The organism is Laceyella putida (genome assembly GCF_042665195.1).
GTDB classification, from domain to species: Bacteria; Bacillota; Bacilli; order Thermoactinomycetales; family Thermoactinomycetaceae; genus Laceyella; species Laceyella putida.
The window spans coordinates 15,665-30,385 of record NZ_JBHTBW010000025.1; the positions used below are offsets into that span (position 1 = coordinate 15,665).

Consider the following 14,721-nt stretch of genomic DNA (forward strand, 5'->3'; position numbering starts at 1 on the left):
TTAACATGAAAAACGGCCGCCATCCCATCTGTTCACAAAGTTTTTTTCTGATGGAGTACGCGCCGATATGGTGGAAGATGCCATACTTTGCGAAAATCTTGCATTTCATCCCATGTTTCTCCAGATAGGAGATAGTGAAAAAGTTCATCCAAATATTTTTGGTACAGCGAATATTCCTCGCATTTTTTCAACTTTTCCCACAAAGTGGGCAGCCACCGGTAGATCAACGCTTTGCGGCCAAAGTAATAAGCGCGCTGCATCTCTGGATCATTCAACGGGAAATATGGGAGGGTGCGATAATTGCCGGCAATGACTTTCGCCAGAGCGAATACCCCTTTCGTCAATACGGGCGAGATCAACCAACTCGGCGGTGTGCGATATTCAAACCCCCCATACGGCTGAAACCGGTAGTCGCCCAAATAGCCATATTTCGGTCTGCGGCCAATCCCGCGTACGTCTTCGGCGATCACGAATAACAAGGCCATATAATTATCCAATGCCCGGAAGAGCTTAAAGTTAGGTTTAATCCCACTATAATGGATATGTCCTCCCAAGGGGAAACCGCTCCACGGCATCGCCCCCGCCAACCATTTTCCCGGCACATTTCGCGTTTTCTTGGCAATGCGGGTCAACAGCCGATAAATGTTCACTACCATCGCTTTGGGGTCAGCGGTGGGGGCGGGCCTCAATTCAAACAATGGTTTATTTGAACGGTTTTCCCCAATCCAAATCGCATCACAGCCGATCTCCCCCCGAACCGGAATCAAATCTGAGGCGATCACCAGTTTTCCCTCTGTATCGATCATCACAAATTCGGGATCTGCCCCCAACACGATTTGATCCTGTTCGATCTTCGGCCCCAGGCATTGGGCGACATAATCTTTTAACGCGGAGATGAAGGCGTTGATTCCTTCATCATTGATCGCCGGGGTTGCCGATACGCCGGAAACGACAAATTTATCTCCCGTACCCGCTACGATTCGCACCATGCCGTAGTCCAACCCCAATGCATATATGGAACGAATGGCAAGCCGCTTAGCACGACGGTACTCACGTGGCCGGTCTTGTTCTTTCACACGGCGATATCGTTTGCGCTTCTTTTGATGATTGGCCAACCATACCGTTTGTTCTCTAGAACAGTACGCGGTCAACACCTCGGTCTGAAATATGAAAAAGAGATACTCTCGCACCAATTTGGTCTTTTCATTAACCGGTATCCCATGCAGTTGAAGTTGCTCATTTCTCTCCAGAGGTTGATTTGCCCGTTCTACTTGCTTCACATCATTCAACGTCAACATCGCGGTGGATAAATGAGGCGCTTGGGGCAGATCCAACTTAATGGAAGGGACAAGCTTTCTCTCTTCATCCAAAATCAGCTTTCTTATTTCTTCTTCATGTTCTATGGCTTCATAAGGAAGGGTGGCGGCTCCCATAAGCTTTCCCCTTTCTTCTAATCCGTACATTGGCTCCCGTCCTGTTCTTGGGAATATTTATGCTGTTATCATATGTCACCTGTGCGAAAAACGTTAGTCTTTTTTCCATTGGTCCACATACAACCGGCCAAACAAAAAGAAAGACGGGTTGGAAGGGATAATGATAACGGCACAGAAATTATTTCATATTAATTCAAAATAATCTATTAATTATTCAACAGGAGGGAGGGATCGCATGTTTCACCGTAAGATTTCACTTATTATTTGCCTGCTGTTGCTTGCGGCGATTTCCATTACACTTTCAAGCCCGCATGCGGAAGCCAAATCCGCCTCATTGCAAGAAGCAGTGGTGCAAACGATGATCAAACACAAACAAGCTGTCGCCACCCAAGCCATTGAGGTGGAAAAACGGGCCCGAGTCAATGTTAGCGAATGCACCAAAACGGATCCTGGTCATTTGGAACCGCTGTCATCACCGCTCCGCGTGTCGAAGGAAGCTACCCGGAGGGCTGGCTGTTCATTGCGCATAAGACCGACACTGGTTGGCAAGTGGGCCTGGAAGGAACCGAACGATTTAGACAGTTAGCTCAGGCCGCTCCATCCGACATCATGAAATCACATGAGAAAAAAGCTTTTGCCGCTGCCAATGAAGTCAAAGCATTAGCTGAACAACGCACCGGCCTGCAACTCCCCTTCGCGCAAGGAGCCACTTGGTACATGACGGGAGGGCCCCACGGCTGGGCTGGCAGTGATCGCCCTTACAGCTCGATGGATTTATCAGGTGGTGACCAAAAAGTCGTTGCCGCGAGAAGCGGAAATGTCTACACCATGTGTTCCAACAACTTGGGCTGGATTCGTGTTGTTCATGATAACGGATACAGCACCGATTATTACCACTTGTGGGATAATATCAAACCTGCCGATGGAACTCGGATGCCGGCACGTTCCTCGGTTACACCGGCACCGATGTCTCCTGTGGTGGTAGCGCGAACGGGCGCCATGTCCATTTCGCCGTCCTCTATAACGGCAGTTATGTGTCGCTACATGAAAAAGAGATAGGCGCTTGGCTCTTTGCCTATGGTGGTTATGCGCGCCATGCCAGCACAATCGCCTATCCTGGTGGCGCCATAAAGAACTACGGCATTCTCGGCGCCAATCAAGGGGTAGTGGATGCCAATGGGGGAGGCACCGTCAATCTGCGCTCCGGGCCGGGCACCCAGTATGGCATTGTCGGCAGTGTCGCTGATGGAAGTATAGTTACCATCTCATGCACCACAACTGGTACCACCCATACGGGACGTTATGGTTCGACCAATACCAGCGGACAATGGATCAGTGATGCTTTTGTATGGACGGGCACCTCAAACCCCGTTGCACCAAGTTGCCAATAACAAAAATAAAAAAGCTCCTGGCAAATTCGCCAGCAGCTGCAATCCACGTCAATCTTCCAATTCGTCGATGACCAGATTGGGGTCCAAGTCATCAAAATCATCTTCTGCGTCTCCGCTAATCCCTTCATAAACATCCTTCTCATCACTTTCAGCAAACTCCAGCGGATAAACGGGAACACACACTTTGGTTTCGCCGATCAACTCGACCAAGAACTCTTTTTCTACCCGGACGACGACTCCATCCGCATGGGAAGCGATGGACGCCTCAATGCAATTGGGCGCTTGCGTCACCGCTGCCGTCACCGCCACAGAAGCCTCCCGTGTGTTGCGGTCATAGAATGTAAGTGGCACTTGCTCCGTGTAGTAGACTGTCTCTTGCAAGACATCCGTTTTGGTGTTGCCTTTGGTGGAGTACCAGATATTCACATCATAACTACCTCTTACTTCTATGGCCTCTCCGACCTTGTGGGAATCATAATTGTGGTTGATGACCCAAGCACCAAGAATGGTGTCGATATTGTCAGGCGGTTGAATCGAGTGTGCCATCTGAGAAAACTTGCGACCTTTTCCGCATACCGCCTTGGTCAATATCTGGCGATATTCGACTGCTCTATCTGTATTAGACAATATCCTTCCCTCCTCCAAACATCGTTCAATAACATGTGTATGCAGGGCAAGTGTCTAGAGTGCAAAAAAACCCTACGGAAATTCTCCGTAGGGTTGTCTTTTTTTATCGACAGCCACACGCTCCACCGCTACCGCAACCGCTGGCCACTTCTCCACCCGTCTCCACATTGATTTTTTTGGAGACGGTATCGGCAATCACCTGTTGAATCGTCTGCAATAAACCATTGACCTCCACTTGCGCCTGTTGGTATTCACGCACGATGGGCAGATGATCCAACCGCTGGTTCAACCGTTCCAACTCTTGCTCAAGCAAGCGAACATATTCTGGCTTTTGATAGTGTTTGGCATGGACGAGCTCTTTTTGTTTGCGTTTGATGGCAGCAATCGTCTGTTGCACCGCATCGCTTCGATTCACTTGCATTTCCGCTTCTCGATAACGTTTTACCTCCGTGCTCCGTTCCAACAGCGCGGCAAATTTGCGGGCTTCTGCCAAAATCGCATGTCTGGCCATCTTAGCCACCCACCACCCGAGATTCCTGATCAATCCATACCCCTTTTAACGTCCAGGTTTGCGGTTCATCGATCCGGACGTAAACCATTTGGCCGATGAGATGTTTCGGCCCAACAAAGTTCACCAACTTATTGGTGCGGGTCCGACCGGAGAGCACGTCTGGATTCTTCTTGCTCTCCCCTTCCACAAGCACTTCCACGATTTGACCACGAAGCGCCTCATTTTTACGGCGGCTGATTTCATTTTGCAGGTCATTCAAGCGTTGGAGACGTTCTTTCTTCACTTCCATCGGCACATCGTCTTGCATTTTGGCCGCTGGCGTTCCCTCGCGCGGAGAGTAGATAAAGGTAAAGGCAGAGTCATATTCCACCTCTCTCACCAAAGACAACGTTTCTTCAAATTGCTCATCCGTTTCACCTGGGAAACCGACGATGATATCCGTCGTCAGAACGACATCCGGGATGGCCGCTTTGATTTTGCGCACCAGTTCAAGATATTGCTCACGCGTATATTTGCGCGCCATCAACTTTAAGACCTCGGAGCTGCCCGATTGCACCGGCAGGTGGATATGCTCGACCAAGTTCCCCCGCTTAGCCAACACCTCGATCAGATGATCGTCAAAATCACGCGGATGGCTCGTCGTAAAGCGCACACGGGGAATGCCGATCTTATGGACATCCTCCATGAGATTGGCGAAGGTGTAGTGGATATCTTCAAAGTCTTTGCCGTACGCGTTGACATTTTGCCCAAGCAAGGTCACTTCTTGGTACCCTTTGCGGGCCAAGTCGCGAATTTCGTTCAACACGTCTTCCGGGCGACGGCTTCTTTCTTTCCCACGGGTATACGGAACGATACAATAGGTGCAGAACTTATCGCAACCGTACATGATGTTCACCCACGCGCGCAAACCATCCTCACGCACTTTCGGCATATTCTCAACGACGTCTCCCTCTTTGGACCAAACTTCGATCACCATTTCTTTGGAGAAGAGCGCATTTTGCAGCAACACTGGCAAACGGTGAATATTATGGGTACCGAAAATCAAGTCAACATGCTGGTAGCTCTGTAAAATCCGGTTGACAACCACCTCTTCCTGGGACATGCAACCGCATACGCCCAGAATCAAGTCCGGATTTTCCAGCTTGTGTCGCTTCAAACGGCCTAATTCACCAAACACTTTATCTTCCGCGTTCTCACGGATGGCACAAGTGTTTAGGAGGATAATGTCCGCTTCTTCTTCACGGTCCGTGCGGGTATAGCTCATTTCTTCCAAGATCCCGGCGATCGTCTCGCTGTCGTGCACGTTCATCTGGCATCCGTACGTCTCGATCATGTATTTTTTGCCTTGTCCGACTGCACGCATATTATCCGGGATTTGCTCAAATTGGAGCACTTGCACGTCTTCTTTACCCCGTTTTTTAGCTTGCTTCAAATCTGGAGCAACAAAATACTGGCTGTAGTCTTTCACCTGTTTGCTCATCTCGTGTCATCCTTTCTGAACAAACTTTGATCTCAGTTCTATTCCAAGAGCATAAACAGCTCAAAATTATCAGATCGTGTTCATTTAACTAAGTTATTATACATGATCTTTCTCTCTTGATCAATGAATTCCCATTATGCGTTGGAATCGCTTGCCCGCCAGCTCCAACATAAAGTTTTTGTTTGCGAAACAAACTTGTCTATGGAATTTTTACGAAGCGCAGGGCGCATGTTTTTTCGCCTGAACCGATATCGCCTCATTGTGGACGTTCTCGTAGGTCATTTGCGGAATTGAAACAGTTACCGCGCCAAACGGTGAAGAGGGGTGCAAAATGTACCGAATGGCAAATCCCTCCCTGCTGATCCCAGACCTGATGATGTCCAAAAATGATGGATGGGCATGATGTGAAGAAATTCGGCATGAATCCGATATGCCCATCATCATGCTGACTGCGCGGGGCGAAGAACGTGACCGATGGATGGAACTTACGATATGGACCCATGGGTGACAGGCAAAATGGACGATACCAAGTTAATGGATCCCCCTTCCCCTCTCGGTCATAACGACCGGGAGGGGCTTTCTTTATGGTCATGATGACATCATTTTGTGGATCACGGCAGCCGAAGCAAGGTTCAACTGGCTGAAGGACTCGATTGCGCATAAACACGAGTCATTTTCTTTTTCGGTTTTCCTGAGCCGCAAGCTAGAATTTTTGGCTTCTTGGGCATCATCCCTTCTAACTCAGTCTACTTTGCGGGAAAAACGAAAAGGCTCCCGTATGTTCGGAAGCCTAAGAAGGTTGCTTATATCCCATATTGTCCATACTTTGTCTTGCAACAGATCCCAAGAATCTGCGGTTTTCGCAAAGTCCAGTCCAAACTTCTTATAAACAGCGGTCTAGTCTACTCATTATCCCCGACAAATGTCACTTTTCCTTCAGACAAGGCGGCCACTTCTGCCAAGGATTCGACGCGAATGCCCTTCTCCCTCAGTCGTTTGCCACCTTCTTGGAACGACTTTTCTATCACAATGCCCACACCGGCCAGTTCGGCACCCGCTTGCCGAACAATTTCGATCAATCCTTCAGCCGCTTGTCCATTGGCCAAAAAGTCATCGATCACCAATACCTTGTCCGCTTCAGTCAGATGCGTTTTGGCTACGACAATGGAGTTGGTCTCTTGTTTGGTGAATGAATAAACCTTGGCTTCATAAAAATCATCCGTCAACGTCAAGGATTTGCGTTTGCGGGCAAAGACGACAGGCACGCCCAACACTAACCCAGCCATGACTGACGGGGCGATCCCCGATGATTCAATCGTTAAAACCCGCGTAATCCGATCTTCGGCGAAACGCCGGGCAAATTCTTGCCCTATCTGTTGCATCAACACCGGGTCAATTTGATGATTTAGGAAAGAATCCACTTTTAAAATTTCAGAAGACAACACTTTTCCTTCCTGTCGAATCTTCTCTTTCAACGGTTGCATGACGACATCCCTCCCATAGGAAAAAGCCCAATCCTTTGCCCTGTCTATGAGTGAGCCAACTGCCTTAGGCTTTTTCTCCATGGAAAAAGACAAAGACGCCATGTCCTTGTCCTGTCGCTCACTCATAGTCGAATGATTTACGGTCATTCGGTAGAAACTCGCAAGCCCTATTCTTGCGATTATATGAGCTTTTGTCTTGCTTTTCATGTTAAGACAACCAAATTATATCTAACGTCGCCCATTCTTTCATTAAAAATTTACATACAAACTACACTTCAATCTGCATGCCTGTCTGGCTAACGAGGCACTGACCGGGAAAAACCGCTCGTGCCTCTTCCGCAAGTGGCGCAGGATCCCGTTCCGGGTACAAATGCGTCAATAACAATTGTTTGGCTTTGATTTTCACACCCGCTTCCGCCGCTTGCTTGGCTGACAAGTGACCCGTGGGCTGGGCCGGCAGCTCCTTATGCAGATAAGTCGCCTCACAAACAAATAGATCCGGTTCCGTTCCCATCAAAAGCCAATCGGTTTTGGGGCCGGCATCCGCCCCATACAGAATCGTCTTGTGCCCGTCTGAAATGTGGATGGCATAACATGGGACAGCATGATCCGTTTGATAAAAAGAAAAAGTGAGGTTTCCCAGTTTGACAGGTTGCATCTGGATCGGGTGTTTTTCAATAAAGCTTTGGTAACTGAGTTTCCCATACCAATGGGTCGGTTCCGATGGTGCCCAGACAGGTAAGGGGCCTTTTCGTTTCTGTTGTTTGGCGGCAACCATCACCGCGTATTGCAGTACAAAAAAATCGGAAATATGGTCATGATGCAAATGGGATAAAAAAACGGCATCCACTTCATAGATCGGCGTGATCTTGGCAAGTTGGGCCAATACGCCGCTACCGCAATCAATCAAGATGCGCTGCTGATCCGCTTCCAACAAATATCCCAACGTCGCCCCACCCGGTCCCGGATAAGGGGAATGGCACCCGAGTACAGTCCACCGCATGTCACATTCACCTCACACAGGTAAGAAGAAACCACTTCCTCAAGCGTGGGAAGTGGTTTCCAAACTTATTATGCAAACTCAGCCACTAATTTATCAAAGTGTGCACGATCAATCATCAGATCTTGTTTGGCCAGCGGCTCTTCTTTAAACCCTTTGATCATTTCTTCGTAAGAGTTGCGTTCTTTGTTTTGGTAAATGATCCCCGTCACCAAGCCTTGATGCTCCATCAGTTTTTGCATCGCCAGGGCGCGATTGGATGGATCGTAGTTCTCATCGCTTTCCAGGTTGATGAGGTTTTCCTTAAACCAGTCATACGTGTTGATCTTGTTATAAGTGACGCAAGGGCTGTAAACGTTGATCAAGGAAAAGCCCTTATGCTTGATCCCTTCTTCGATCACATGGGTCAATTGTTTCAAGTCGCTGGAAACCGCTTGCGCAACAAACCCAGCCCCTACCGTTAGCGCCATTTCCATCGGATGGATCGCCGCTTCAATCGAACCGCTTGGCGTACTTTTGGTTTTAAAACCCATTTCACTGCGGGGAGAAGTTTGTCCTTTGGTCAATCCGTATACTTGGTTATCCATCACAATATAGGTGATATCCACATTACGACGAATGGCATGGACCGTATGACCCATCCCGATCGCGAAGCCGTCTCCATCGCCACCGGCAGCGACCACCGTCAAGTCGCGGTTGGCGAGCTTCAACCCTTGGGCGATTGGCAAAGCGCGACCGTGCACACCGTGTAAACCATATGCGTTCACATAACCGGAGATGCGTCCAGAACAACCGATACCAGATACGATGGCAACATCATGCGGTTCCAACCCAATATTGGCAAAAGCGCGCTGCATGGCGGCCAACACAGAGAAATCACCACAACCTGGGCACCAGTTGGGCTTTACTTTGTTACGAAAATCTTTAAATGTGGCCATGAACCAACAGCTCCTTACTTTGTTTGTAAATTTCGGATGGCAAGAACGGATTTCCATCGTATTTGCCATAGTGCACCAATTTGTCAGCAAACCCGACATGCATTTTGATCAGATTGGTCAGCTGTCCTGTTGCATTGTTTTCCACAACCAACACTTTTTTCGCCTTTTGCATCTGCTGGTGCATAATGTCGGTCGGGAAAGGTAAAATTTGGCGGATATGGGCATGGTTGACTTTCAACCCTTCCGCTTCCAATCGTTCCTTCGCTTCGGTGATCGTGCCGCGAGTGGAGTTGAAACCCACAATCAAGATGTCCGCTTCTTCATGTTTCGCATCCAAGTAAACGGGGGTATCGAAGTCGATCCCACTCTTTAACTTGGCTAGGCGTTTGTCCATCATGCGCTTGCGGTTGAGCGGATTTTCAGACGGGCGTCCCGTTTCGTCATGTTCCACCCCGGTCACATGATGCAAACCGTCTTTTTTCCCTGGCAACACACGGCGGGATATCCCATCTTCTGTCAATTCATAGCGAGGGAACAGTTGCGAGTTTTCAAGTGCTGGCAATTCATCATTCCAGTCAACCAATTTGCCGCGCTTGATTTCGATGCGGTCATAATCAAGCGGGTCAACGGTTTGTTTACCAAGCGATAGCGCCAAGTCGGACAGGATGATGACAGGGCACTGGTATTGCTCCGCCAAGTTGAACGCTTGGATCGTATCATAGAAGCACTCTTCCGCCGTACTTGGGGCAATCACGATTTTCGGAATTTCCCCGTGTGTGCTGTAAAGCATCGCCAACACGTCACTTTGCTCCTGTTTGGTTGGCAATCCGGTACTTGGACCCCCGCGTTGGGTATTGACGATGACGGCCGGCGTCTCGGTCATCCCAGCCAAACCGATCGCTTCTGTCATCAGGGAAAGACCTGGGCCGGCAGAAGCGGTCAACGCGCGAACTCCGCCATAGTTTGCCCCGATTACCATCGTCATGGCAGCGATTTCATCTTCCGTTTGAACCACTGTGCCGCCGAGTTCCGGCAGTTTTTTGATCAGGTATTCCATGATTTCGGAAGATGGTGTAATCGGATATGCTGCCATGAGACGCGCACCGCCAGCAATCGCTCCCAATGCAATTGCGTCATTTCCGATCATATATAAGCGCTTTTTGCCATCAGATGGGTCTAAGCGAAACTTTGTAATCGTATTGCCAATTTCCTCTTGAACATATACCAAGCCCTTTGTGATCGCTTCCATATTTTTGTCTACGACTTTTTGCCCTTTTCTTGCAAATCGTTCTTCGATCACTTCTTTAAAGGCGTCAACCGGCAGTCCCAACAGTGCGATAGAAGCGCCCACCGCAACCATGTTTTTCATTTGGGCCATGCCTACTTCTTCCGCAATTTTGGTGAATGGAACAGCGAGAAGGTGTGCAGAAACTCCTTCCGGAACGGTTGGATTAAACTTGGCATCGGCCAAGATGACACCGTCTGCAATCAACTCATAAGCGTTTAAGTCGATTGTTTCTTGGTCAAATGCAACAAGAATATCCAGCTCGTCGGAAATGGACCGGATCGGGCTTGTGCTAATACGGATCTTGGTATTAGAGTGCCCGCCTTTGATGCGTGAGGAGAAGTGCCTGTAACCGTATAGATGATAGCCTTTGCGATTTAGCGCAGTTGATAATATTTCGCCCGCACTATCAATACCTTCCCCCTGCTGTCCGCCCACTTTCCACGAAAGCTGCTTAACCATGAACTCATCTCCTTTAATCCTGCCACACACTACACAATAATGAGAAATTTGCAACCCTCTTCACAAAGAAGAAGATGGATCAATGCTTCCTTGTGAGTGATAGCATTTTCATGTATTAATTCTAGTCCTCTACTCGGTAAAAAGCAACCGGATAAAGGCCCCTATCATACGAATTTCTCTTTTTTTTAATCATATAATCCTTTTTGTGAAAATGAGATCCGCCTGGCTTCTTTTTTTAACGTTTTATGAAGACAGATGTTTTTTGTAGAAGCGACTTCCGTTTTTCCATGCCCATTTTATGATCAGGTCATCCGCATAATGTTTATGGAGCGCCTCCAGTAAATGCGGAAGATGCTTATAGCTTTCCAGATGGGACACCTTGCTGTCCAGCCCGTCAAAATCCGAACCGAAAAACAGATGATCCTCCCCCCCGAGCGTGCACACATGCTCAATGTGCCTGAGCAAATGATCAATGGTGGCCTCCACTGAAGGCTTATGTATAAAAGCGGGCACAAAGGTCATGCCAATCAAGCCATCTCGGTCAATGAGCGCTTTGATCTGCTCATCTTCCAAATTGCGTTTGTGCGGGCAAAGGACTCGGCAATTGGAATGGGAAGCAAGGATCGGTAGCTCTTTTTCTTCAATCACTTCCCAAAATCCTCCATCCGAGAGATGGGAAACGTCCAAGATCATGCCCAGCCGTTTCATCTCTGCGATCACTTGCCGGCCAAAACAAGTCAGCCCCCCGCCGCGCTCTTCCAAAATGCCATCGGCCACATCATTGGCATAGTTCCATGTCAGTCCCATTTGTCGCACCCCAAGCCGATAAAACAAACGCAAATTGGCAAGATCCCCCTGAAGCGCATCGGCTCCTTCCAGCAACAACAGCGCCCCCATGCGGTCCCGGCTACATTCTTCCAACTGGTTTCCTTCTGTAAGTAGGAAAACCCGCGACCCATCGCGAACTATTTCCTCATAGAAATAATCCACCTCTTTGAGTGCCACGGACAACCGATGATGCTTGGGCACAGATTCCGGGGTCCAGACGGCGAATACCTGCATGACGACATTGGCTTCCCACAGGTGATGATATGAACTGTCCAATGAAGACTGAGGATGATAAAAAGATCGGTACTTCGGATCACGCCACATTTTACTTAGCACATCACAATGCCCATCCAGCCACTGCATCCACTTCACCCTCCGCTTAAAAAAAAACCTGTCTATATGAATAAACAGGTTTTTTCGAATATATTGATTCTGTAAATTAGCGAGGTTCCACGATTAATTTAATCGCAGTACGCTCTTCACCATCGATCACAATATCCGTAAAGGCCGGAATGCAAATGAGATCAATCCCACTCGGCGCAACAAACCCTCGTGCAATCGCAACCGCTTTAACAGCTTGATTTAGCGCTCCTGCGCCAATCGCTTGCATCTCTGCTTGACCACGTTCACGCAAGACCCCGGCGAGTGCACCAGCAACAGAATTCGGATTAGATTTTGCTGAAACTTTTAATACTTCCATGAAGGTACCTCCTCGATGGTTGGAGTGAGTCCACTACTTTTATCCTATTCGACCAACTCGTAAAAATTCCTTCTAATTTACATAGATACGGGTAAAAAATCATAAATAAATTTATTTATAATCAACCGATTAGAGGCATATCATCATCTATCCGAATCCGTTTTATTTTTTTCGCTTTCTTTGTTTCTTTATTGAAATCAAATAAAACCGCATTAAATTGCACCCTTCCCTTGGCCACTTCAAAGCGAACAGGAAGTTGGGTGATAAACCTTTTGATGACCGCGGTCTTTTCCATGCCGATCACACTGTCATAAGGACCGACCATGCCAACATCAGTCAAATATCCCGTTCCCTTAGGCAATATTTTTTCATCCGCGGTCTGTACATGGGTATGCGTTCCCACAACAGCCGATACCCTACCATCCACATACCAAGCGAATGCTTGCTTTTCAGATGTAGTTTCAGCATGGAAATCTATTAAAACGTACGCACTTTGCGAGAGTTGCTTTAATAAGCGGTCTACTGTACGAAACGGACAATCCAAAGCCGATTCCATGTACGCTCTTCCCATCAGATTGATCACAGCCAGTTTGCCCGCCTTCGTGGACAAGACAGCCATCCCTTTCCCTGGGGTTCCTTCCGGAAAGTTGGCCGGGCGAATCAGGTTCGTTTCGTCATCGATAAAATCAAAAACTTCCCCTTGCCCCCAAGCGTGGTTACCCAGCGTAACACAATCGATTCCTGCATCCAGCCATTCGCGCACGATTGAGCGTTGAATGCCTCGGCCGTTTGCCGCAGCGTTTTCGCCGTTTACTACAATCACATCAGGTGAGTACATTTGCTTTAGTTTTGGTAAATATGTCATAAGTGTTTGGCGACCAATATTTCCTACTACATCGCCGATCATCAATACTCTCATAAATGGTTTGAGCCTCCAAACTCCTTTGTAAAAAAATAAAGCGGCCCGAAGGCCACTTTATTTTGCGTACTCAACCGATCTCGTCTCCCGGATGACCGTCACTTTAATATGGCCGGGATAATCTAATTGATTTTCGATTTGCTTCGTGATTTCACGGGCCAAACGTGTAGCTTCTGCATCATCCACTTCATCCGGTTTTACAATGATCCGCACTTCTCTTCCCGCTTGAATGGCATATGATTTTTCCACACCATCAAAAGACTCACAGATTTCCTCAAGCTTCTCAAGACGTTTGATGTACGCTTCAAGCGTCTCCCTTCGCGCACCCGGCCTTGCCGCGGACAACGCGTCTGCCGCTCTGACCAGGACCGCGATCACGCTGGTCGCTTCACAGTCCCCATGGTGGGAAGCGATGCTGTTGATGACAACAGGATGTTCATTGTATTTCTTTGCCAGCTCCACGCCGATATCCACGTGTGACCCTTCAATTTCGTGGTCAATCGCTTTACCTATATCGTGCAAAAGACCCGCCCGCTTGGCTAAGTGAATGTCTTCACCCAGTTCAGCAGCCAATAGTCCAGCCAAATGAGCTACCTCCATGGAATGTTTCAACACATTCTGTCCATAGCTTGTACGGAATTTCAATCGACCAATGATCTTGATCAAATCCGGATGTAAACCATGCACGCCTGTTTCAAATGTGGCTTGCTCCCCGTATTCACGGATGCGCTCGTCCACATCCCGGCGCGATTTTTCCACCATCTCTTCAATCCTCGCTGGGTGAATGCGCCCATCTGCCACCAGTTTTTCCAGTGCCACTCGGGCCACCTCGCGACGAATGGGGTCAAATCCAGACAAGATGACTGCCTCTGGCGTATCGTCAATGATGAGATCAATACCGGTCAATGTTTCCAAGGTACGAATGTTACGCCCTTCCCGACCGATAATTCGTCCTTTCATCTCATCGTTCGGCAAGGATACCACGGAAACGGTGGTTTCCGCCACATGATCCGCCGCACAGCGTTGGATAGCCAACGACAAAATCCGGCGGGCCCGTCGATCCCCTTCTTCTGTGGCCTGCTGTTCCATCTCTTTAATGATTTGCGCAGTTTCATGACGCATCTCATTCTCCACTTTCGCCAGAATGAGTTGTCTTGCTTCTTCGGTGGTTAATCCAGATATCCGTTCCATTTCTCTTCTCTGTTCCTGGTATAGCCCATCAATCTCTAGTTGACGTAGCTCTATTTCCTTCTCTTTCCTGTTCAGCTCGTCGTCACGCTGTTCAATCGCGTGTTGTTTGCGTTCAAGGGTCTCTTCTTTTTGGTTTAAACGGCGTTCGATTCGCTGCAATTCGTTACGCTGCTCACGAATCTCCTTTTCTGCTTCACTGCGCAGGCGATGTGCTTCGTCTCTAGCTTCAAAGATTTTTTCTTTTTTTAGCGCTTCTGCTTCTTTGTCAGCTTTCTCTATGATCTCAGCAGCTTCTTTCTCGGCACTTCCGATCCGTGCTTCTGCTGCCGTTTTTCGCATCCAGTATCCTGCACCGAGTCCGACTCCGAGAGAGGCAAACAGCAGAATGATGTCAATCGGTTCAAACACCATCGATCCTTCGCTCACCTCCTCTTTCTCTATTTAGAAAAACAAGACCGATGAACTCGGTCTT

General features: G+C 48.3%; 15 protein-coding genes and 1 riboswitch. Of the genes, 3 read left to right on the plus strand and 12 right to left on the minus strand.

The annotated features are described in order from the left end of the window. Positions 1-32: 32 nt before the first annotated feature. Positions 33-1,463: a putative amidoligase domain-containing protein gene (locus tag ACFQNG_RS10125; RefSeq protein ID WP_379864810.1), complete on the minus strand. Its 1,431-nt coding sequence runs from the start codon at positions 1,461-1,463 to the stop codon at positions 33-35. Between the two features lie 205 nt (positions 1,464-1,668). Here ACFQNG_RS10125 and ACFQNG_RS10130 point away from each other — a divergent pair, with 205 nt between their 5' ends. The 3 genes from ACFQNG_RS10130 to ACFQNG_RS10140 are packed head-to-tail and all read left to right on the plus strand — an operon-like array spanning position 1,669 to position 2,824. Then, the gene (locus tag ACFQNG_RS10130) at positions 1,669-2,019 is read left to right on the plus strand and encodes a hypothetical protein (protein ID WP_379864811.1); all 351 of its coding nucleotides are present in this window, start codon (positions 1,669-1,671) and stop codon (positions 2,017-2,019) included. 23 nt (positions 2,020-2,042) lie between these two features. Beyond that, positions 2,043-2,492 (plus strand): M23 family metallopeptidase, encoded by a 450-nt coding sequence (locus ACFQNG_RS10135; RefSeq protein WP_379864812.1) that lies wholly within the window; start codon positions 2,043-2,045, stop codon positions 2,490-2,492. After that, positions 2,468-2,824: an SH3 domain-containing protein gene (locus ACFQNG_RS10140; RefSeq protein WP_379864813.1), complete on the plus strand. Its 357-nt coding sequence runs from the start codon at positions 2,468-2,470 to the stop codon at positions 2,822-2,824. The genes ACFQNG_RS10135 and ACFQNG_RS10140 overlap by 25 nt, the downstream gene beginning before the upstream one ends. 48 nt (positions 2,825-2,872) lie before the next feature. On the opposite strand, the gene cotE is transcribed toward ACFQNG_RS10140, so the two are convergent. The 11 genes from cotE to rny form a co-directional block, all read right to left on the minus strand. Continuing rightward, the gene (gene cotE, locus ACFQNG_RS10145) at positions 2,873-3,451 is read right to left on the minus strand and encodes an outer spore coat protein CotE (protein ID WP_379864814.1); all 579 of its coding nucleotides are present in this window, start codon (positions 3,449-3,451) and stop codon (positions 2,873-2,875) included. 103 nt (positions 3,452-3,554) lie between these two features. Continuing rightward, on the minus strand, positions 3,555-3,962 hold the full coding sequence (locus tag ACFQNG_RS10150) for a YlbF/YmcA family competence regulator (RefSeq protein ID WP_379864815.1): 408 nt from the start codon (positions 3,960-3,962) through the stop codon (positions 3,555-3,557). A gap of 1 nt (position 3,963) precedes the next feature. Further along, entirely contained in the window at positions 3,964-5,442 is a 1,479-nt protein-coding gene (miaB, locus tag ACFQNG_RS10155) for a tRNA (N6-isopentenyl adenosine(37)-C2)-methylthiotransferase MiaB (RefSeq protein WP_379864816.1), read from the minus strand. Between the two features lie 902 nt (positions 5,443-6,344). Beyond that, entirely contained in the window at positions 6,345-6,926 is a 582-nt protein-coding gene (locus ACFQNG_RS10160; protein ID WP_379864817.1) for a xanthine phosphoribosyltransferase, read from the minus strand. Positions 6,927-7,031: 105 nt separating this feature from the next. After that, positions 7,032-7,133: riboswitch (purine riboswitch) on the minus strand. Between the two features lie 61 nt (positions 7,134-7,194). Then, positions 7,195-7,929 carry an MBL fold metallo-hydrolase gene (locus ACFQNG_RS10165; RefSeq protein WP_379864818.1) on the minus strand — a complete coding sequence of 245 codons (735 nt, stop codon included), beginning with the start codon at positions 7,927-7,929 and terminating at the stop codon, positions 7,195-7,197. 68 nt (positions 7,930-7,997) lie between these two features. Beyond that, positions 7,998-8,864 carry a 2-oxoacid:ferredoxin oxidoreductase subunit beta gene (locus ACFQNG_RS10170; RefSeq protein ID WP_379864819.1) on the minus strand — a complete coding sequence of 289 codons (867 nt, stop codon included), beginning with the start codon at positions 8,862-8,864 and terminating at the stop codon, positions 7,998-8,000. Beyond that, positions 8,851-10,611, minus strand: a complete 1,761-nt coding sequence (locus tag ACFQNG_RS10175) for a 2-oxoacid:acceptor oxidoreductase subunit alpha (RefSeq protein WP_379864820.1) — start codon at positions 10,609-10,611, stop codon at positions 8,851-8,853. Before ACFQNG_RS10175 ends, ACFQNG_RS10170 begins: the two co-directional genes overlap by 14 nt. Before the next feature lie 243 nt (positions 10,612-10,854). After that, positions 10,855-11,802, minus strand: a complete 948-nt coding sequence (locus ACFQNG_RS10180) for a dipeptidase (protein WP_379864821.1) — start codon at positions 11,800-11,802, stop codon at positions 10,855-10,857. A gap of 76 nt (positions 11,803-11,878) precedes the next feature. Beyond that, positions 11,879-12,139: a stage V sporulation protein S gene (locus ACFQNG_RS10185; RefSeq protein WP_022737614.1), complete on the minus strand. Its 261-nt coding sequence runs from the start codon at positions 12,137-12,139 to the stop codon at positions 11,879-11,881. A 121-nt stretch (positions 12,140-12,260) separates the two neighbouring features. Then, complete coding sequence (locus ACFQNG_RS10190) at positions 12,261-13,058, minus strand: TIGR00282 family metallophosphoesterase (RefSeq protein ID WP_379864822.1); 798 nt, start codon at positions 13,056-13,058, stop codon at positions 12,261-12,263. A gap of 57 nt (positions 13,059-13,115) precedes the next feature. Continuing rightward, positions 13,116-14,660 carry a ribonuclease Y gene (rny, locus tag ACFQNG_RS10195; protein WP_379864852.1) on the minus strand — a complete coding sequence of 515 codons (1,545 nt, stop codon included), beginning with the start codon at positions 14,658-14,660 and terminating at the stop codon, positions 13,116-13,118. Positions 14,661-14,721: the final 61 nt, after the last annotated feature.

Bases quoted from the DNA above. Each gene is read 5' to 3' on its own strand.
- ACFQNG_RS10180 (WP_379864821.1), bottom strand. From the start codon at position 11,802: ATGCAGTGGCTGGATGGGCATTGTGATGTGCTAAGTAAAATGTGGCGT.
- rny (WP_379864852.1), bottom strand. From the start codon at position 14,660: ATGGTGTTTGAACCGATTGACATCATTCTGCTGTTTGCCTCTCTCGGA.
- ACFQNG_RS10125 (WP_379864810.1), bottom strand. From the start codon at position 1,463: ATGTACGGATTAGAAGAAAGGGGAAAGCTTATGGGAGCCGCCACCCTT.
- ACFQNG_RS10165 (WP_379864818.1), bottom strand. From the start codon at position 7,929: ATGCGGTGGACTGTACTCGGGTGCCATTCCCCTTATCCGGGACCGGGT.
- ACFQNG_RS10185 (WP_022737614.1), bottom strand. From the start codon at position 12,139: ATGGAAGTATTAAAAGTTTCAGCAAAATCTAATCCGAATTCTGTTGCT.
- ACFQNG_RS10150 (WP_379864815.1), bottom strand. From the start codon at position 3,962: ATGGCCAGACATGCGATTTTGGCAGAAGCCCGCAAATTTGCCGCGCTG.
- miaB (WP_379864816.1), bottom strand. From the start codon at position 5,442: ATGAGCAAACAGGTGAAAGACTACAGCCAGTATTTTGTTGCTCCAGAT.
- ACFQNG_RS10135 (WP_379864812.1), top strand. From the start codon at position 2,043: ATGAAATCACATGAGAAAAAAGCTTTTGCCGCTGCCAATGAAGTCAAA.
- ACFQNG_RS10160 (WP_379864817.1), bottom strand. From the start codon at position 6,926: ATGCAACCGTTGAAAGAGAAGATTCGACAGGAAGGAAAAGTGTTGTCT.
- ACFQNG_RS10175 (WP_379864820.1), bottom strand. From the start codon at position 10,611: ATGGTTAAGCAGCTTTCGTGGAAAGTGGGCGGACAGCAGGGGGAAGGT.
- ACFQNG_RS10130 (WP_379864811.1), top strand. From the start codon at position 1,669: ATGTTTCACCGTAAGATTTCACTTATTATTTGCCTGCTGTTGCTTGCG.
- ACFQNG_RS10170 (WP_379864819.1), bottom strand. From the start codon at position 8,864: ATGGCCACATTTAAAGATTTTCGTAACAAAGTAAAGCCCAACTGGTGC.
- ACFQNG_RS10190 (WP_379864822.1), bottom strand. From the start codon at position 13,058: ATGAGAGTATTGATGATCGGCGATGTAGTAGGAAATATTGGTCGCCAA.